This is a genomic window from Pantoea sp. Morm (genome assembly GCF_016643525.1).
In the GTDB taxonomy this organism is placed as follows: Bacteria; Pseudomonadota; Gammaproteobacteria; order Enterobacterales; family Enterobacteriaceae; genus Pantoea; species Pantoea dispersa.
The window spans coordinates 35,372-54,018 of sequence record NZ_VOQX01000031.1 but is presented as its reverse complement, the minus strand read 5'-3'; the positions used below and the strand labels follow the sequence as shown (position 1 = coordinate 54,018).

At 57.7% G+C, this 18,647-nt stretch carries 15 protein-coding genes; 5 read left to right on the top strand and 10 right to left on the bottom strand.

Annotated elements, in window-relative coordinates; all coding sequences use genetic code 11:
* The coding region (gene hrpA / locus FT726_RS12900) for an ATP-dependent RNA helicase HrpA (protein WP_346302902.1) at positions 1-2,946 on the top strand (2,946 nt) is incomplete at its 5' end.
* Position 2,947: 1 nt separating this feature from the next.
* Here the strand turns inward: hrpA and FT726_RS12895 are convergent.
* The 5 genes from FT726_RS12895 to rstA all read right to left on the bottom strand — a co-directional run bounded on the left by FT726_RS12895 (position 2,948) and on the right by rstA (position 8,245).
* Complete coding sequence (locus FT726_RS12895; RefSeq protein ID WP_282995628.1) at positions 2,948-3,754, bottom strand: serine protease; 807 nt, start codon at positions 3,752-3,754, stop codon at positions 2,948-2,950.
* A gap of 278 nt (positions 3,755-4,032) precedes the next feature.
* Positions 4,033-4,509 (bottom strand): acid resistance repetitive basic protein Asr, encoded by a 477-nt coding sequence (gene asr, locus FT726_RS12890; RefSeq protein ID WP_288422620.1) that lies wholly within the window; start codon positions 4,507-4,509, stop codon positions 4,033-4,035.
* Positions 4,510-4,712: 203 nt separating this feature from the next.
* Complete coding sequence (locus FT726_RS12885) at positions 4,713-6,200, bottom strand: carboxypeptidase M32 (RefSeq protein ID WP_125308779.1); 1,488 nt, start codon at positions 6,198-6,200, stop codon at positions 4,713-4,715.
* Between the two features lie 12 nt (positions 6,201-6,212).
* Complete coding sequence (gene rstB, locus FT726_RS12880; protein WP_021506114.1) at positions 6,213-7,523, bottom strand: two-component system sensor histidine kinase RstB; 1,311 nt, start codon at positions 7,521-7,523, stop codon at positions 6,213-6,215.
* Entirely contained in the window at positions 7,523-8,245 is a 723-nt protein-coding gene (gene rstA / locus FT726_RS12875; RefSeq protein ID WP_021506113.1) for a two-component system response regulator RstA, read from the bottom strand. The genes rstB and rstA overlap by 1 nt, the downstream gene beginning before the upstream one ends.
* A gap of 175 nt (positions 8,246-8,420) precedes the next feature.
* Here rstA and FT726_RS12870 point away from each other — a divergent pair, with 175 nt between their 5' ends.
* Entirely contained in the window at positions 8,421-8,834 is a 414-nt protein-coding gene (locus tag FT726_RS12870) for a hypothetical protein (protein WP_021506112.1), read from the top strand.
* On the opposite strand, the gene FT726_RS12865 is transcribed toward FT726_RS12870, so the two are convergent.
* Together FT726_RS12865 and ydgH are read right to left on the bottom strand one after the other, a co-directional pair.
* Complete coding sequence (locus FT726_RS12865; protein WP_125308773.1) at positions 8,835-10,226, bottom strand: basic amino acid/polyamine antiporter; 1,392 nt, start codon at positions 10,224-10,226, stop codon at positions 8,835-8,837.
* A gap of 206 nt (positions 10,227-10,432) precedes the next feature.
* Complete coding sequence (gene ydgH, locus FT726_RS12860) at positions 10,433-11,389, bottom strand: DUF1471 family protein YdgH (RefSeq protein WP_021506110.1); 957 nt, start codon at positions 11,387-11,389, stop codon at positions 10,433-10,435.
* A gap of 538 nt (positions 11,390-11,927) precedes the next feature.
* On the opposite strand from ydgH, the gene pntA reads away from it, so the two are divergent.
* Both pntA and pntB read left to right on the top strand, forming a co-directional pair.
* Positions 11,928-13,460 carry a Re/Si-specific NAD(P)(+) transhydrogenase subunit alpha gene (gene pntA, locus FT726_RS12855; RefSeq protein WP_152391027.1) on the top strand — a complete coding sequence of 511 codons (1,533 nt, stop codon included), beginning with the start codon at positions 11,928-11,930 and terminating at the stop codon, positions 13,458-13,460.
* A gap of 11 nt (positions 13,461-13,471) precedes the next feature.
* Complete coding sequence (gene pntB, locus FT726_RS12850; RefSeq protein ID WP_104186706.1) at positions 13,472-14,860, top strand: Re/Si-specific NAD(P)(+) transhydrogenase subunit beta; 1,389 nt, start codon at positions 13,472-13,474, stop codon at positions 14,858-14,860.
* 75 nt (positions 14,861-14,935) lie between these two features.
* On the opposite strand, the gene uspE is transcribed toward pntB, so the two are convergent.
* Both uspE and FT726_RS12840 read right to left on the bottom strand, forming a co-directional pair.
* Positions 14,936-15,892: a universal stress protein UspE gene (uspE, locus tag FT726_RS12845; RefSeq protein WP_058769760.1), complete on the bottom strand. Its 957-nt coding sequence runs from the start codon at positions 15,890-15,892 to the stop codon at positions 14,936-14,938.
* A gap of 119 nt (positions 15,893-16,011) precedes the next feature.
* On the bottom strand, positions 16,012-16,764 hold the full coding sequence (locus FT726_RS12840) for an FNR family transcription factor (RefSeq protein WP_031279133.1): 753 nt from the start codon (positions 16,762-16,764) through the stop codon (positions 16,012-16,014).
* Between the two features lie 297 nt (positions 16,765-17,061).
* Between FT726_RS12840 and smrA the strand changes: the two genes are divergently transcribed.
* Positions 17,062-17,628: a DNA endonuclease SmrA gene (smrA, locus tag FT726_RS12835; protein WP_346302901.1), complete on the top strand. Its 567-nt coding sequence runs from the start codon at positions 17,062-17,064 to the stop codon at positions 17,626-17,628.
* Here the strand turns inward: smrA and FT726_RS12830 are convergent.
* A complete protein-coding gene (locus tag FT726_RS12830) occupies positions 17,625-18,545 on the bottom strand; it encodes a LysR substrate-binding domain-containing protein (protein ID WP_021506104.1) in 921 nt (306 codons plus the stop codon). The genes smrA and FT726_RS12830 overlap by 4 nt on opposite strands.
* Positions 18,546-18,647 lie beyond the last annotated feature (102 nt).

Genomic DNA, 18,647 nt, shown 5'->3' with positions numbered 1-18,647 from the left:
ACCGAGATTCTGCCGCTCTATGCGCGCCTGTCCAACGCCGAACAGAACCGGGTGTTCCAGGCGCACAGCGGCCGCCGCATTGTGCTGGCGACCAACGTCGCTGAGACCTCGCTCACCGTGCCGGGCATTAAATATGTCATCGATCCGGGCACCGCGCGTATTAGCCGTTACAGCTACCGGACCAAAGTGCAGCGTCTGCCGATCGAGCCGATCTCTCAGGCGTCGGCTAACCAGCGCAAAGGGCGCTGCGGCCGCGTGTCGGAAGGGATCTGTATCCGTCTCTATTCGGAGGATGATTTCCTCAGCCGCCCGGCGTTTACTGACCCGGAAATTCTGCGTACCAACCTGGCGTCGGTGATTTTGCAGATGACGGCACTTGGACTGGGCGACATCGCCGCATTCCCGTTTGTCGAAGCGCCGGATAAGCGCAACATTCAGGACGGCGTGCGCCTGCTGGAGGAGCTCGGCGCGATTACCCTGAGCGAGGAAGGTGCGTACAAACTGACGCCGTCCGGGCGTAGCCTGGCACAGTTGCCGGTCGATCCGCGGCTGGCGCGCATGGTGCTGGAAGCGCAGAAATTTGGCTGCGTGCGCGAAGTGATGATTATTGCCGCTGCGCTTTCGATTCAGGATCCGCGCGAGCGTCCGGTGGAGAAACAGCAGGCATCTGACGAGAAACACCGGCGTTTTGCCGACAAAGAGTCGGACTTTCTCGCCTTTGTTAATCTGTGGAACTACCTGCAGGAACAGCAGAAAGCACTGTCCGGCAACCAGTTCCGCCGCCAGTGTAAAAGCGATTATCTCAATTACCTGCGCGTGCGCGAATGGCAGGACATCTACACCCAACTGCGTCAGGTGGTGCGGGAACTGGGCATGCCGCTCAACAGCGAGCCGGCACCGTACCGCGAAGTGCACTGCGCGCTTCTCACCGGTTTACTGTCGCACATCGGTCAGAAAGATGCGGAAAAACAGGATTTTACCGGCGCACGCAACGCGCGTTTCGCTATTTTCCCCGGTTCCGGGCTGTTTAAGAAGCCGCCAAAATGGACCGTGGTGGCGGAACTGGTGGAAACCAGCCGCCTGTGGGGCCGCGTTGCGGCGCGCATCGATCCGGAGTGGATCGAACCGCTGGCCCAGCATCTGCTGAAGCGTAGCTACAGTGAACCGCACTGGGAGAAAGCGCAGGGCGCAGTCATGGCCACCGAGAAAGTTACGCTGTACGGGCTGCCGATTGTGCAGGCGCGTAAGGTCAATTACAGCCGCATCGATCCGCAGCTCAGCCGGGAGTTGTTTATTCGCCATGCGCTGGTGGAGGGCGACTGGCAGACGCGTCACGCCTTTTTCCGCAACAACCTGAAACTGCGCAGTGAAATCGAGGATCTGGAGCACAAATCGCGGCGGCGCGACATTTTAGTCGATGACGAGACGCTGTTTGCGTTTTACGATCGCCGCATTGGCAGCGAGGTGGTCTCAGCGCGGCACTTTGACAGCTGGTGGAAACAGGCCAGTAAGGACAATCCGGATCTGCTGAGCTTTGATAAGCAGATGCTGATCAAAGACGGCGCGGAGAAGGTCAGCCAGCTGGATTACCCGAACTTCTGGTATCAGGGCAACCTGAAACTGAAGCTCAGCTACCAGTTCGAACCGGGGGCCGATGCGGATGGTGTGACGGTGCACATCCCGCTGCCGCTGCTCAACCAGGTCGACGAAGCCGGCTTCGAGTGGCAGATCCCCGGCGTGCGCCGCGAGCTGATCATCGCGCTAATTAAGTCGCTGCCCAAGCCGGTGCGGCGCAACTTTGTGCCGGCGCCCAACTATGCCGAAGCCTTCCTTGGCCGCGTGACGGCGCTGGAGCAGCCGCTGCTGGATGCGCTGGAGCGTGAGTTCCGCCGCATGTCTGGCGTCACCATTGAGCGCGACGCCTGGCAGTGGGATCAGGTGCCCGATCACCTGAAAATGACCTTCCGCGTGGTGGATGAGCACAACCGGAAGCTGCAGGAAGGCAAAGACCTGCATCAGCTGAAGCAGGTGCTGAAAGGCAAGGTGCAGGAGACGCTGTCCAACGTGGCGGATGACGGGCTGGAACAGCGCGGGCTGCATTTGTGGAGCTTCGGCGATCTGCCGCAAAGCTACGAGCAGAAGCGCGGCAACTATCAGGTCAAAGCCTGGCCGGCGCTGGTGGATGAAAAAGACAGCGTCGCGATTCGCCTGTTTGACAGTGAACGCGAGCAGCAGAAGATGATGTGGCGCGGCCAGCGGCGGTTATTGCTGCTGAACATCCCTTCGCCGATCAAGTATCTGCACGAGAAGCTGCCAAACAAAGCCAAGCTCGGGCTCTATTTTAATCCGTACGGCAAAGTGCTGGAGCTGATAGATGACTGTATCGCCTGCAGCGTGGATAAGCTGATGGCGGACGCCGGTGGGCCGGCGTGGCAGCAGGAAAACTTCGAGCAGCTGCGCGATAAAGTACGCGCTGAACTCAACGACACGGTGGTGACCATCGCCAGCCAGGTCGAGCAGATTCTCACCAGCGTGTTCAACATCAACAAGTTCCTCAAGGGGCGGGTGGACATGACGCTGGCACTGGCGCTGGCGGATATCAAAACGCAGCTGAGCGACCTGGTGTATCGCGGTTTTGTCACCGGCAACGGCTATCAGCGGCTGGGTGACACCCTGCGCTATCTGAACGGTATTGAGCGCCGGCTGGAGAAGCTGCCGGTTGATCCGCACAGCGATCGGGCGCGGATGCTGAAAGTGCAGGCGGTGGAGCAGGCGTGGCAAAGCTGGCGCAACAAGCTGCCGCCGCAGCGTCAGGACGATGAAGAGGTTCAGGCGATCCGCTGGATGCTGGAAGAGCTGCGCATCAGTTATTTTGCGCAGCAGCTGGGCACGCCGTATCCCATCTCCGACAAACGTATCCTGCAGGCGATGGAGCAGCTGGGCTGACTTATTGCGCCAGCGCTTCCAGCTTATCTTTAAAGGATGTGACGGCGATGGCGCGGTTATCGGCGCGATAACGATCGGCCGGTGCCGGCGCCGAGCTCTGTACCGCAATCAGCTGCCACTCGCCGTCACGCTTCAGCAGCAGCGGTGAACCGCTGTCGCCGGGCAGGGTGTCGCACTGGTGCGACAGCACGGCACGCTGCGCCCAGCCGGTGATCAGGCAATCGCTGTGCGAGTAGAGCGTATCCAGATGGTCAGCGGGATAACCGGCCTGTGTCACTTTGCGGTCGGTGGTTTTCAGCGCGGCGGTTAAATCGCTGCGCGAACCGTCAAACAGCGGAATCGGCACGATACCGGACGGCGGATTGTGCAGAATCACCAGGCCGTAATCGTAAGGTGCCGCGTCTGGCGGCACGATCCAGCCTTCACCATCCGCCTGCAGACGCCGCGCCAGCGAAGACTCCACGCGCGCGTCAATATCATGAATTTCGTAACGCCAGCCTTTGGCACCCGCCATAAAGCGCAGCGCGACCGGCTTGTCGAATTTGCCCGGGGGCGTCAGTAAGCAGTGTCCGGCCGTCAGCGCCAGATGGGCCGAAATCAACGTGGCACTGCACAAATTGCCGCTTTCCGTCTCTAACTGACCAATGGCATCCCACGGCGCCGCACTGACGTCGGTAATGGCTTTACGATGATCTTTGCCGAAGAACAGGGTCTTAATCTCTTCCGGGCTGGGGCCGTCTTCATCATCGGCATGGGCTGTGAGGTTAAAGCTAAAAAGACCTACAAATAACAGGATAGCCAGGCGCATAGTTCTCTCAATGGCGAGAATAAATAGAGGTTATGGTCATCACGCTTGAGCGATAACTATAGTCGGTGAGCGGTAAAAAAGGGAGAAATATTGTAGTAATCAGCACGCTACAACGACTAGATAAAAAAGCTGGCCGCAATAATGCCGCACAGAATCATGACAATCAGGATAATTTCGAAGCGATAGCGACGCACCATTTTTCGCTACTCCAGTAAATAAACACCCGGCAGAACCGGGTGTTTTCAATCATTAATGCGGTGTTGGCGCGCAAGGCAACCTTATTTAGCAGCTTTTTTCGCTTTGTGGTGCTTTTTAGCAGCCTGAGCTTTCTGAGCAGCAGGTTTGGTTACTTTTTTGTGGTGCTTTTTAGCAGCCTGAGCTTTCTGTGCAGCTGGCTTGGTGGCTTTGTGGTGTTTTTTAGCAGCCTGGGCTTTCTGAGCCGCTGGCTTGGTGGCTTTCTTGTGGTGCTTTTTAGCGGCCTGGGCTTTCTGAGCAGCTGGTTTGGTGGCTTTCTTGTGGTGCTTTTTAGCCGCCTGCGCTTTCTGAGCCGCTGTTGCTTTCTTCTCTACTTTCTTGTGCTTTTTGGCAGCCTGCGCTTTCTGAGCAGCGGCTTTTTTGTGGTGAACAGCTTTGTGCTTAGCCGGTGCAGCGGTAGTTGCAGCAGCAGCAGGAGCAGCAGTTGTTGTCTCAGCAGCGAAGGCTACAGAAGACAGACCCATAGCAGCGGCGATCACCAGCGCAAATAATTTTTTCATTGCAAAACCCTCGAACTATTTTTTCATGTGTAGCCCACTGCGGGGCCGGTGAATGCACTATATGTAAAACAATTCGCGCCTTCAGTGAGGGAATGGTATCGGCGTGTAACGGATTGTACAAAGCAGGAAAACCGGGCAGGGCGGGAATAGTTGCGGACCACGCTCCGCGGAAAAAACGGCGGCCGGGCAGGCCGCCGCACGAATCAGGCAGAGAGATAACGCTGTTCCAGATGCTGACGGAAATAGTGTGGATTGAGCGCTTCGCCAGTGGCATTGATCAGCAGCTGCTGCGTCGGGAAGCGGCTGCCGTGCTGCCAGATGTTCTGCTGCAGCCAGTCAAACACCGGTTGCAGTTCGCCTTGCTGAATCAATTCGTCCACCTGCGGAATTGCGCGTTTTACCGCCTGGAACAGCTGAGCGGCGTACATCGCGCCCAGCGTGTAGGTCGGGAAGTAGCCGAAGGCGCCGTCGGTCCAGTGAATATCCTGCATACAGCCGTCGCGGTAGTTGCCGCGCGTATCGATACCCAGCGACTGCTGCATTTTTTCATCCCACAGCGCCGGAATATCCTCGACCTCAATCTCGCCTTCAATCAGCGCCCGCTCGATTTCGTAACGTAAAATCACATGGGCCGGATAGCTCAGCTCATCGGCATCGACGCGAATAAAGCCCGGCTTCACGCGCTGGGTCAGCCGAATAAAGTTGTTGCGCTCCAGCGCCGGCTGGTCGCCCATCAGCGCCACCACCTGGGGATGAATATGCTGCAGGAAGGCGTGACTGCGACCCAGCTGCATCTCCATAAACAGGCTCTGCGATTCATGCATCGCGGTCGAGCGCGCCAGCGCCACCGGCTGTCCGCGCCACTGCTGTGGCAGATTCTGCTCATAGCGCGCATGGCCGGTTTCGTGGATCACGCCCATCAGCGCGCTGAGAAAATCATTTTCGTTGTAGCGCGTAGTGATACGCACATCTTCCGGTACGCCGCCGCAGAACGGGTGCGCGCTCACGTCCAGGCGGCCGTGATTAAAATCAAACCCTAACGTCGCCATCACGCTCAGGCCGAGCTGCTTTTGTGATTCGATGGCGAAGGGGCCGACCGGCTGGGCAATCGGCGTTGCCTGCTGGCGGGCTACCGCTTTTTGCAGCAGATCCGGTAGCCAGCTTTTCAGATCGCCAAAGGTGCTGTCGAGCTGCGCGCTGGTCATGCCTGGCTCAAACACATCCAGCAGCGCATCGTAGCGTGATACGCCGAGCGCATCGGCGCGCAGCTGTGCCTCTTCGCGGCTCAGCTTCACCACTTCTTTCAGGTTAGCGCTGAAGCCCTGCCAGTCGTTGGCCGGACGCTGACTGCGCCACGCGTGTTCACAGCGCGAGCCGGCCAGCGATTTGGCTTCCACCAGCGAGGCCGGCAGCAGCGTTGCCTGGCGCCACGCGCGCTGCATTTCGCCCAGATTGGCCTGCTCCACATCGTTCAGCGACTCCTGTCCGGCGGCGTCAAACAGCCCGCCGAGGCGCTTGTCGGTCAGCAGCTCGTGCATAAATACGCTCAGCTCCGCCATCGCTTCTCCACGCGCCTGGCTGCCGCCCGGCGGCATGGTGGTTTGCATATCCACGCCGGCAATCGCGCCCAGATGGCCAAAACGCGCCAGGCGCTGAAAAGTGCGGCTAAGTTCCTGATAAGCTGCAGTCATGTAACAAGCTCCTTATGAAGGTAAGCGCGGCGTCACGTCGCGCAGGGGGAGATCAACCGGCCAGCAGAAGCGCACGCAAGCGCCGCCCAGCGGACTGCTCTCAATCGAGACCTGGCCCTGCAGCGCCTGCGCAATAGAGTGCACAATCGCCAGACCGAGGCCGCAGCCGCCGGTGGCGCGATCGCGGCTGGGATCGAGCCGTACGAAAGGCTCGAATACCCGCTGGCGTTCATCCGGCGGAATGCCCGGACCATCATCTTCAACCTGCAGATTGCCGATGGCGCCGTCAAACCACAGGCTGACGCGCAGCCGCTGCTGCGCATAGCGCAGGGCGTTATTCACGAGGTTATCCAGCACGCGCTCCATCAGGCGCGTATCTGCCGCGCCAATGTTTTCCAGCTGCGGAATATCCAGCGTAATGTGCGTTTGCGGATTCATGGTCTGCACGTCAGCGATGTGCACGCGCAGCCACTGGGCCAGATCGAAAGATTGCAGATTGAGGTCAACGCGCGGCCGGTCGAGGCGCGCATAGGTCAGCAGCTCCTCAATCAGGCTCTCCAGCTGGCCGACGTCACGGTTCAGCGCCGCGGATTCTGCCGCGCTGAGGTTTTCACTCATCTCCAGCCGGTATCGCAACCGGACCAGCGGCGTGCGCAGCTCGTGCGCGATACCATCAATCAGCTGTTTTTTACTCGCCACCAGCGTATTGATGTTGTCCGCCATCTGGTTGAACGCCACGCCAAGGCTGTGCAGGCTGGAGGTGTTTTCAAAATGGGTGCGCACGTCAAGCTCGCCGCGACCAAAGCGCTGAGCCGCTTTCTCCAGCCGCTGCATCTCCTGCCAGTGAGGCCGCAGCCAGATGAACACCGGCAGCGCCAGCGACATGCCAATAAACGCCAGCAGGGCGATATCAAGGATGCGCATCTGGTGCAGATAAAACAGGTAAGGAATCGGTCCGACCGACAGCACATAGTGGCTGCGCGGGATGTGCTGCAGGAAGGTGTACTGATCGTCAAGGGCGACGATCTCACCGGCGCGCAGCCGCTTCATGTCGGCTTCGTCCAGCTGATATTTGCTCATCGGTTCGATGTGCAGCTCAAAGGATAAATCGAGATCGAGGTTGCGGATGGTTTTATTCCAGTCGCGCGGCGGGATCTCACGCAGCTCGCTGCGCATCAGAAACAGCGAGCTGGCCATCAGATCGTTCATCGACTGGCGTCCGGCGCGCTCGGCGGTGAATTTGTACACCAGACCCACCAGCAGCGTCATCACCAGGAAGCAGACGAACAGCAGCAGATAGAACTGAATGAAGAGCTTTCTCATCAGGAGCGGGTATCCCAGGCCTGCGGCGCGAACAGATAGCCTTTGTTACGGATGGTTTTGATGCGGAACGGCTCGGTGGCGCTGTCGTACAGTTTCTTGCGCAGGCGTGAAATGGCGACGTCGATGCTGCGATCCATGCCGTCATAGCTCACGCCGCGCAGGGTTTTCAGCAACGCGTCACGGTCGAGAATTTCTCCGGCGTGGCTCGCCAGCTCCCACAGCAGGTCAAAATCGGCGGTCGAAAGGGTGATCGGTTCGTCGAACAGGATCACCTGGCGGTTGAGTGCATCAATGGTGAGTGAACCAAACCGCAGCACCTTTTGCGAGCTCTGCACGGCGGGTGCGGCTTCCGGTTTGGCCACGTGCGCCTGGCGCAGATGCAGGCGCAGACGCGCCAGCAGCACCGCCGGCGGCGTGGTTTTCAGAATATAGTCATTGGCGCCCATCTCCAGCGCCAGAATGTGGTTCATGTCGCTGTCGAGCGAGGTCAGCAGCACAATCGGTCCCTGCCAGTGCGCACGCAAATCGCGGCACAGCGTCATGCCATCTTTGCCCGGCAGCATGATATCCAGTAATACCAGATCCGGATCGGCGGCGAGAATGGTCGCTTCCGCGCGATCGCCGCGCGTCTCAACCAGCACCTCAATATCGTGGCGGCCAAGATAAGCCGCAATCAGTTCGCCGACTTCCGGCTCATCTTCCACATAGACAATTTTGTTCATAATGCTCTGTCATGGCTGAGAATGTCAGCAGCATAGCTTTTCCTGGTCCTGAGCTCTACGCTACCGCACGAATTATCCTTGTCTTACTGGTATGTACACCGTGAAATGTGCCATTATTACCGGCGCGTTCTGGCGCAAGGTTCGGAATCGTACTGAAAACAGGAGGAGTGCGAGGGTGTCTGATAAAGAGCTGGCTTCAGCCGGATACAGTGACCGCATCTGCTTCAACTACAGTGACTTCCTTTCCGCTTCCTGCAAAAAACGCTGGAGCTTTGTCGATGCCATTTACGGCGTGATGCCAATTTTTGGCATGGTGACGCGCAAGTCCGGGCACAGTTTACAGGCCAGCGACGACCATCTGAAAGAATTAGCATTACAAATCATTTCAACCCAGGTCAGCGACGAAATTAACATCGCCCGACTGATCACCCTGGCCGAACAGCAGCACATCAGCCGCTTCGATATTCAGTTGCCTTATCCGCTGTCCGCTGAGCAGCTTGACGCCATCCATCTGGAATACCGCAAGCCGCTCAATCTGACACAGCAGAACGATCTGCTGTGCGTTTCCATTCCCTTACAACCGCACTGATTAGCGCGTCAGCTGCCACAGCGCGGGCAGTGAGGCGGCAATTAACAGCACGATGGCGATGCGCTCCAGCGCAAACAGCGGTTGGTCGCCGCGGCCACCGCGTCGTGCATACAGGAATAGCAGCAGACCCGGCGCGTAAAGCACCACCGACAACAGCAGATGCAGCGGCCCCGAGGCGTACAGCAGCCAGAGCCCATAGGCGCTGGCACCGAGGCCCGTCAGCAGGGCCAGCGGTTTATGCTGACCGCGCACCACTTTCACCAGAAACAGACCGACCAGCAAATAGGGCACGAGGATCATTTCTGAGGCGATGGTCAGCAGTGTGTTGTAATCCGCGCCGGTAACCGCAATCAGAATCAGGCACACCTGCACGCTACCGTTGGTCAGCCACAGCGACGCCGCCGGCGCGTTATGGCGGTTTTGCCGGGCAATGCTGCGCGGAAACGCGCCCTGCTGCGCGGCGAGGAACGGGACTTCTGCCGCCATAATGGTCCAGCTGAGATAGGCCCCGCATACCGAGATAATCAGGCCAACCGCAATCACCGCATCGCCCCAGTGACCGAGCAGCCGTTCCATCAGACCGGCCATCGACGGATTGCGCATCTGCGCCAGTTCCGCACGCGGCACCACGCCAAGCGACAGCAGCGTCACCAGCAGATAGACCAGCAGCGCGGCCAGCACCGCCAGCAGCGTGGCGCGCCCGACATCTTTCTTGTGGCGCGCGCGGGCAGAGACCACCACCGCGCCTTCCACGCCAATAAATACCCACAGGGTGATCAGCATGGTCTGTTTAACCTGCTGCCACAGCGGCTGGCCGAGCGCCGCGCCATCAAAGTCAAAACGGAAGCGATCGTAATTAAACGCCAGCAGCGCCAGCACCACGAACAGCAGCAGCGGCACCAGTTTGCCCAGCGTCGCCAGCAGGTTGATGCTGGCCGCGGTCTGTACGCCGCGCAGCACCAGCCAGTGCACCAGCCACAGCAGCACGGAAGCGCCAAGCATCGCCTGCCAGGTGTTGCCATCGCCAAACACGATGCGATCCGGCGTATCGGTAAAGAAGCTCAGCGCTGAAAACACAATTACCAGATACGAGACGTTGGCAATCACCGCACACAGCCAGTAACCCCAGGCCGAGCAGAAGCCGGTCAGCTCGCCGAAGCCGGCGCGCGCGTAGGTGAAGATGCCGCCATCCAGTTCCGGGCGCAGACGCGTCAGCAGCAACATCGCCAGCGACAGAAAGAGGATACCGACACCGGTGATCAGCCAGCCGATCAGTAGCGCCGCCGGACCGGCAACCGCCGCCATATTTTGTGGCAGGCTAAAGACGCCCGCGCCGAGCATCGAGCTGAGCACCAGCGCAGTGAGCGCGCTAAGACCTAATTTTTTATCCAAAACGCCATTCCTGAGCAGCAGAGTGTGCTGGGTAGTAGTTGTTCAGCCAGAGTGTAACGTGGCAATCAGTCCCGTTTAAAACGGAATACCCTGAAAACAGGCGGCAGATTTTACGGAGAGCGAACGGTGAAGGCAATGCAAGACTATGCAGATTTGCACACGGATTATGCAAACGGCAGGGCGACGGTCGCCGCCCTGCGCGGGGATTATTTAAACAGGTCAGCGGTAACGGTCAGGTTGCCGCCGCTCTGGTTCTGCCACTGGCGCGTAATGTGATAGTACTTCGCGCCTTTGGCGATGGCGCGTTTGCCCACGGCTTCTGAGATCTCGGTTGGCGTGCCAAAGTGATCGGAGAAGGAGATGGTGTCAAACGGCTGCATCTGTGCGGCCGTGATCGCATTGACTTCCTGCACGCTGCGGCCATCCGGCTGCGTCACAGTATAACGCTGACCGGTAGAGCTTTGGGTTTCAAAGAAACGACCCACGCTGGTGCTTGGCGTATCTGAGGAAGCAACGCCAGGGATTGCCACTTTCTTCGCCGCTGCGCCGCCCGCAGCCAGGGCTGCTTTACCGGCTTCTGAATCAGCCGGAATGGAGTCAGATGTATCCTGCACCACGCGCGCTTTGGCATCGGCTTTATACACGTAGGCGGTCACGTACTGGTTGCCACCGTTGTTAGCATCCACCTGACGCACAATAAAGAAGGAGGCCGCGCCTTTGTTTTTCGCCGCTTTGGCGATGGCTTCGTTCACGTCCGGCTGGCTGGAGAAGAAGCCGCTGACGGAGACGGTGTCAAACGGCTCAAGGCGATATGCTTCCGCCTTCGGCAGTTCTTTCACTCCGTTGAACATCCGGTATTGCGTGCTTTGTTCCACTTTCGCTGCATTGGCTTTGTACAGATCGGCGGTAACGCGCCAGTTGCCACCGTTACCGTTGCTGTCGTTGATGCCCTGCACGTAGAAAGAGTCCGCGCCTTTGGCGTCGGCGGCTTTAGACACGGCGTCTGTTGCATCGCCAATTGCATTAAAACGGCCGCTAATATTGATACGTTCGAATGGTTTTAACGCGGCCGCTTGTTCTGGCGTTAACTCTTTGGCAGCAAACGCATTGGCTGCCAGCAGTGATAACAGGGTCGACGCCAGAATGGTGTTCTTCAGCTTCATAAAAATGATCCTTCGCCTTACGCAAATTGAGTACGAAAACGTGCTGGACTCTTGATGTATAACAGATTAGCCGCTGATTATTGCATGTAATAATCGGCCTGTCTCAGCCAATTTATGCGCATAACATTGACAATCCCAGCATTTTATTCATCGGCCTGTCATCTTTCGCTGTTATGGCTTTTTTTTGGTCAGCTTACCGCTTTAACCGGTATCGCTTAGTACCATAATAGTTAACGCATTGTTAAATATAGGTTTTTAAAAACAGTTAATTCGTCATGACACGATTAGGCACAGCAGATTATTTTCCATAATGCCGCAAACCTGGTCGCATCCCGCGGTATTCATCGCTGGCATCTGAATATCTGTGTGAATGTCATAAGTGTGCGTTATGGCGCTAGATCGTCCTGGGCATTTTCAGTAGGTTATAAAGACTTTGTTACATAGTGCATTTCGCTCATAAAAAGCTGAAACAGCGTTTCGGCTTTTAAGCATGTGCCCCTTACAGAACCTCATCCTTTAATCATGGAAAGGAAACAGTATGTTAATTGGGATACCCAAAGAGCGGTTAGCTAACGAGTCCCGCGTCGCAGCGACGCCAAAGACCGTTGAGCAGCTCGTTAAGCTGGGATTCAGCGTCACCGTTGAGCAGGGCGCCGGTCTGCGCGCCAGCTTTGATGATGACAGTTTTATCGCCGCCGGTGCCAGCATCAGTCATCCGCAGGATGTCTGGCAGTCCGACATCGTGCTGAAGGTGAACGCGCCAGACGACAGCGAGATCGCCCTGATGCGCGCGGGCAGTACGCTGGTGAGCTTTATCTGGCCAGCACAGAACCCGGCGCTGCTGGAGAAATTAGCCGCACGCAACATCACCGTAATGGCGATGGATTCCGTACCGCGTATTTCACGCGCGCAGTCGCTGGATGCGCTCAGCTCGATGGCGAACATCGCCGGTTACCGTGCCATTGTCGAAGCAGCCCATGAGTTTGGCCGCTTCTTCACCGGGCAAATCACCGCCGCCGGTAAAGTGCCACCGGCCAAAGTGATGGTCATCGGGGCTGGCGTGGCCGGTCTGGCGGCGATTGGCGCGGCGGGCAGCCTCGGTGCCATCGTGCGCGCCTTCGACACCCGTCCGGAAGTGAAGGAGCAGGTGCAGAGTATGGGCGCCGAGTTCCTTGAACTCGACTTTCAAGAGGAAGCGGGCAGCGGCGACGGTTACGCCAAAGTGATGTCCGAGGCCTTTATCAAGGCGGAAATGGCGCTGTTCGCGGCACAGGCGCAGGAAGTGGACATTATCGTCACCACCGCGCTGATCCCGGGCAAGCCGGCACCGAAGCTGATCACCGCAGAGATGGTGGCCAGCATGAAGCCGGGCAGCGTGATTGTTGATCTGGCGGCAGCCACCGGCGGTAACTGCGATCTGACTGTCGCCGACCGCGTCACGCTGAGCGACAACGGCGTCAAAATCATCGGCTACACCGATCTGCCGAGCCGGCTGCCAACGCAGTCCTCGCAGCTGTATGGCACCAACCTGGTGAACCTGCTGAAGCTGCTGTGTAAAGAGAAAAACGGCGAGATCGTGGTTGATTTTGACGATGTCGTGGTGCGCGGCGTCACGGTAATTCGTGACGGCGAAGTGACCTGGCCTGCGCCACCGATTCAGGTCTCTGCTGCGCCACAGGCCGCAAAACCTGCCGCACAGCCGCAGGTGAAAGCGGCAGAGAAGCCCGCTGCGCCGTGGCGCAAATATCTGCTGCTGGCGCTCGCGGTAGTGCTGTTCGGCTGCCTGGCCAACGTCGCGCCAGCGGAATTCCTGTCGCACTTCACCGTGTTCGCGCTGGCCTGCGTCGTCGGGTATTACGTGGTGTGGAACGTCAGTCACGCGCTGCATACGCCGTTAATGTCCGTCACCAACGCCATCTCCGGCATTATTGTGGTGGGCGCGGTGCTGCAGATGGGCCATGGCGGCTGGGTCACCTTCCTGGCGTTTATCGCCGTCCTGATTGCCAGCATTAATATCTTCGGTGGTTTCACCGTCACCCAGCGCATGCTGAAAATGTTTCGTAAGAATTAAGGGGTAACAACATGTCTGGCGGATTAGTGACTGCAGCATACATTGTTGCCGCAATTCTGTTTATTTTCAGCCTGGCCGGGCTCTCGAAGCATGAGACCTCAAAGCAGGGCAATATTTTTGGTATCAGCGGCATGGCGCTGGCGCTGCTCGCCACCATTTTTGGTCCGCACAGCGGCCACGTGGCGTGGATTCTGCTGGCGATGGTGATTGGCGGTGCGATTGGCGTGCGTCTGGCGAAGAAAGTCGAAATGACCGAAATGCCGGAGCTGGTGGCGATTTTGCACAGCTTTGTCGGTCTGGCGGCGGTGCTGGTCGGGTTTAACAGCTACCTTGATCACGCGCCAGGACTGTCGGCGGTGATGGAAAATATCCATCTGACCGAAGTGTTCCTCGGCATCTTTATCGGCGCGGTGACCTTCACCGGTTCGGTGGTGGCATTTGGCAAACTGCGCGGCAAGATCTCCTCAAAAGCGCTGATGCTGCCGCATCGCCATAAAATGAATCTGGCAGCGCTGGTGGTCTCATTCCTGCTGATGCTGTGGTTTGTGCGTACCGACAGCACCGCTGCACAGGTCGTTGCGCTGCTCCTTATGACGGTGATTGCGCTGGTGTTCGGCTGGCATCTGGTGGCGTCGATTGGCGGTGCGGATATGCCGGTGGTGGTCTCGATGCTCAACTCCTATTCGGGCTGGGCGGCGGCGGCGGCGGGCTTTATGCTGAGCAACGACCTGCTGATCGTCACCGGTGCGCTGGTGGGCTCTTCCGGTGCCATCCTGTCGTACATTATGTGTAAAGCGATGAACCGTTCCTTTATCAGCGTGATTGCTGGCGGGTTCGGCACTGACGTGAGCGGTGCGGATGCGGGCGAAGAAGCGGGCGAACACCGTGAAATCAACGCGGAAGAGACGGCAGAACTGCTGAAAAACTCGACCTCAGTGATCATCACGCCGGGCTACGGGATGGCGGTCGCCCAGGCGCAGTATCCGGTGGCAGAGATCACCGAGAAGCTGCGCGCGCGCGGTATTAAGGTGCGTTTCGGTATTCACCCGGTAGCCGGTCGTTTGCCGGGGCACATGAACGTGCTGCTGGCGGAAGCCAAAGTGCCGTACGATGTGGTGCTGGAGATGGATGAGATCAACGATGATTTCAGCGATACCGACACCGTGCTGGTTATCGGTGCCAACGACACCGTCAACCCGGCGGCCCAGGACGATCCGCGCAGCCCGATTGCCGGTATGCCGGTGCTGGAAGTGTGGAAAGCGCAAAACGTCATCGTGTTCAAACGCTCGATGAACACCGGCTATGCCGGGGTGCAGAACCCGCTGTTCTTTAAAGAGAACACTCAAATGCTGTTTGGCGATGCCAAAGCCAGCGTCGAAGGCATTCTGCGCGCGCTGTAAGAAACGAAAGGGCGGTGATGTCACCGCCCTGATAAGCTCAAACCAGGGCGGCGCAGGATGGCCGCCCTGCGTTATTTAATCCTCTTCATCTTCCTCATCGTCGAGGTCAATCGGCGATTTAAAATCATCCGGCTTGATCGCCAGCAAATCACAGCGCAGGTGATCGATCACCTGTTCAGCGGTATTGCCGAGAAACGCAGCTGACAGACCGGTACGACCGATGGTGCCCAGCACCACAATCCCGGCGTCGAGATGCGAAGCGATATCAGGGATGACTTCTTCCGGCAGGCCCTTCGCCACGTGAGTGAACTCCTCGCCGATGGAGAATTTCTGGCGCAGCGCTTTCATCGCCACCAGGTGCTGGCCGCGAATCGCATCGTTATAGACGCTGGGATCAAAATCCGGCAATTCGATGGCAATGTTAATCGGCGTGACAGGATAGGCGCCCACCAGATGCACTTCGGTGTGATTCACCATTTCAGCCAGCTGCGTGGTCTCGCGGATCAGTTTTTGATTAAGCTCATCATGATGCGGTTCCTCGCTGGCAAGGTTTACCGCCACCACCGCTTTGCCGCCTTCCGGCCACGGCTGGTCTTTTACCATCCATACCGGGCACGGGCACTTACGCAGCAGGTGCCAGTCGGTGGGGGTAAAAATCACCGCTTCCAGACGATCGTGCTGGTGCGCCATCTTCAGGACCAAATCATGCTGATGCGCCAGCACTTCCTGAATGATGGCTTCGTACGGCCGGTTATGCCACACCACTTTGATCTCGATATCCACGCCGGCTTCCAGATAGGCCTGCGCCTGTTCGCGGATCCATTCGGTACGCTGGCTAATCACCCCTTTGCGCATGTTGACGCGCTCGTCGGGCGACAGCAGGGTGGTCATTTCGTAGGAGAAGTCGTAGATAGGCAGGAAGGCTTTGATTTTTCCGCCGATACGTTGATTGAGATACACCGCACGCCGCAGCGCCGGCTGGTCGTCCTGCTGAGCATCAATCGCCACCAGAATATGCTGATACCGGGACATAAGGCACTCTCCTCAAACCAAAGCGAAGTTGGATTAAAGATAGCCTAAGATGGCGCAGGGCAGAAGCGGAAAAGTTGTTGCCGGATCAATAAAATAACATTTATCGACCCGGTAGGCGGTTACGCTGCCTGATCGGTCTGGCCGGCCAGTTCAGCCAGCAGCGCATGGTTTTCGATGGTGATATATTTGCCTTTCACCGCCAGCATGCCGCTTTTCTGGAAACGTCCCAGCAGACGGCTGATGGTTTCAACGGTGAGTCCCAGATAGTTACCGATGTCACCGCGCGTCATGGTCAGGCGGAATTCACGCTGTGAGAAACCGCGCTGGCCGAAGCGACGCGACAGGTTCCAGATAAACGCCGCCAGACGCTCTTCCGCGTTCTTCTTCGATAACAGCAGGATCATATCCTGATCGCCTTTGATCTCGCCGCTCATCAGACGCATCATCTGCTGACGCAGCGCCGGCATTTTACCGGACAGATCGTCGAGGGTTTCAAACGGGATTTCACACACCATGGCCGTTTCCAGCGCCTGAGCGAAGCTCGGATGATGCGCGCTGACGATGGCGTCAAAGCCCACCAGATCGCCCGCCAGATGGAAACCGGTGATCTGTTCATCACCCTGTTCGGTAATGGTGTAACTTTTAATGGTGCCGGAGCGGATAGCATAAAGGGATTTCAGTTCATCACCGGCTTTGAACAGCGTCTGGCCTTTCTGAATCGGCTTTTTGCGTTCAATAATATTGTCCAGCTGATCCAGTTCATGTTCGTTCAGCGTGAAGGGAATACACAACTGGCTGATACTGCAATCCTGACAGTGGATGGCACAACCGCCAGACTGAATACGTCGAATGCTGCGTTTTTCCGGGATCATATAGGTACGCTCGATGATTATTGACTGTCGTCAATTTTAACATTTTTCTCTGTCATGTGAACTCATCCGAGCAGTAATAATGATCAAAACCGCACAAATGCTGGGTATTCGCGGCTTTGATGGCTGCAAATTACCAGCCGGTTTTTGATCTGGAACGTTTTCTTTCCATATTTACATCCGGACACAACCTGATCCTGCGCAGAAAGTGACGGATGTGATAGCCGATAACCTTTGCTACTATTTTGCTTTCGGGTGGCATGTTGCGCCCGATTCACCACCAGGCGTGAGGAAAACACCATGAACCTTGATGATGAAGACCTTTTCCGCGATGCCATGGGTGATGTAACCCCGTTAAAAGATTGCGCCAACACCCAGTGGCTGCGCGCGCCGTCTACTAAAGCGCCGCGCCAGCAGCCGCATGACGACGCACCGGAAAACTTCCTGACGCGCGGCTTCCTTGAGATTATCCCGCGCGACACGCCGCTGGAATATAAAGCCGATGGCATTCAGCAGGGCGTGCTCGACAAGCTGCGGCTGGGCAAATATACGCTGGACGCCAGTCTTAATCTGTTACGCCAGCCGGTAGAGACCTGCCGGCAATCGCTGTTTAGCTTTATGCTGGAAGCGCGCAAACAGGGCCTGCGCAATCTGCTGATTATTCATGGCAAAGGGCGGGATGATGAATCGCACGCCAATATTGTCCGCAGCTACGTGGCACGCTGGCTGCGGCAATTTGACGACGTTCAGACCTTCTGCAGCGCGCAACCGCAGCACGGTGGCAGCGGTGCAGTTTATGTCGGGCTGCGCAAAACCGATCGCGCGCGCCTCGACAATCGCGAACGCCACGCCAAACGCAGCCGTTAACTGTGAAATTTGCGGATGGTGGCCATCAGCACTTCCGCGCTTAACGAGAGCGAGTGGCCGCTGCGGGTAATAATGCCCACCGGCTCGCCGGGGCCGGGCGATGCGATGGGCAGTGCGCTGAGCGCATTGTGACTTAAATCTTCCTTCACCGCGCCGGATGGTACAAACCACACATAGTCATAACGCAGCGCCAACTGGCGGGCCAGCGAGGTGGACGAGGTTTCGACACAGTTGCCCGGCAGCGAGCAGCCTTGTTCATCCAGCATGTGCTGGGCAATACGCCGCGGCGCGGTGCCTTCAGGCGAAATCACCACTGGCCACTGCATGGCGCGGGAAAGTGTGACGTTGTCACTTAAGAGCGGATGCTCCGGTCGCACCACCAGCTTGAGCGATTCGAGAAACAGCAATTCGTAGGTCAGGCCGGTCATCATTTCGCTGTCCGCCATACGGCCAATGCCAATATCAAACTCCCCGGCGCGCAGGCCAGCCAGCAGCACATTATTGTGCAGCGTGGCCACCTGTACCGTGGTGTTCGGCTGCTGTTCGTGGAAGCGATCCAGGATCTGCGGCAGCATCCCCATGGCGGCGGTGGTGAGGGCGCCAAGGCGGATCACGATCGGGCGTCCGGAAACCGGCGAGTTGAAACTTTGTCCGGCGTGGTTAAGCGCATCCAGTACTTTCACCGCGTGGGTCAGGAACTGTTCTCCCAGTGTCGTCAGCTGAGCACCGAGGCGACCGCGCTCAAACAGACGTGCGCCCGCCAGTTCCTCCAGCTCATTCAGCGTTTTAGACAGCGCCGGCTGACTCAGATTGAGGGTTTCCGCCGCGCGGCCCAGGGTGCCCTGTTGCGCGACTGCCACAAAGGTGTGTAAATGGCGCAGACGAATGCGCTGATTAAAGAGATGATTTTTGTCCATAAACGCCAGCGTAATGAGTCAGAGTGGTCAGCGGCAAGTGGCTGACCGAGATTCTGTTAACTTACCTGCAAAATTATATTAACAAAAACAGTCAGCGTGAGA

Excerpts from the sequence above, each read along its gene's own strand:
- FT726_RS12895 (WP_282995628.1), bottom strand. The coding sequence starts at position 3,754 with ATGCGCCTGGCTATCCTGTTATTTGTAGGTCTTTTTAGCTTTAACCTC.
- pntA (WP_152391027.1), top strand. The coding sequence starts at position 11,928 with ATGTTAATTGGGATACCCAAAGAGCGGTTAGCTAACGAGTCCCGCGTC.
- rstA (WP_021506113.1), bottom strand. The coding sequence starts at position 8,245 with ATGAACAAAATTGTCTATGTGGAAGATGAGCCGGAAGTCGGCGAACTG.
- uspE (WP_058769760.1), bottom strand. The coding sequence starts at position 15,892 with ATGTCCCGGTATCAGCATATTCTGGTGGCGATTGATGCTCAGCAGGAC.
- FT726_RS12830 (WP_021506104.1), bottom strand. The coding sequence starts at position 18,545 with ATGGACAAAAATCATCTCTTTAATCAGCGCATTCGTCTGCGCCATTTA.
- FT726_RS12885 (WP_125308779.1), bottom strand. The coding sequence starts at position 6,200 with ATGACTGCAGCTTATCAGGAACTTAGCCGCACTTTTCAGCGCCTGGCG.
- asr (WP_288422620.1), bottom strand. The coding sequence starts at position 4,509 with ATGAAAAAATTATTTGCGCTGGTGATCGCCGCTGCTATGGGTCTGTCT.
- ydgH (WP_021506110.1), bottom strand. The coding sequence starts at position 11,389 with ATGAAGCTGAAGAACACCATTCTGGCGTCGACCCTGTTATCACTGCTG.
- FT726_RS12840 (WP_031279133.1), bottom strand. The coding sequence starts at position 16,764 with ATGATCCCGGAAAAACGCAGCATTCGACGTATTCAGTCTGGCGGTTGT.
- smrA (WP_346302901.1), top strand. The coding sequence starts at position 17,062 with ATGAACCTTGATGATGAAGACCTTTTCCGCGATGCCATGGGTGATGTA.
- rstB (WP_021506114.1), bottom strand. The coding sequence starts at position 7,523 with ATGAGAAAGCTCTTCATTCAGTTCTATCTGCTGCTGTTCGTCTGCTTC.
- pntB (WP_104186706.1), top strand. The coding sequence starts at position 13,472 with ATGTCTGGCGGATTAGTGACTGCAGCATACATTGTTGCCGCAATTCTG.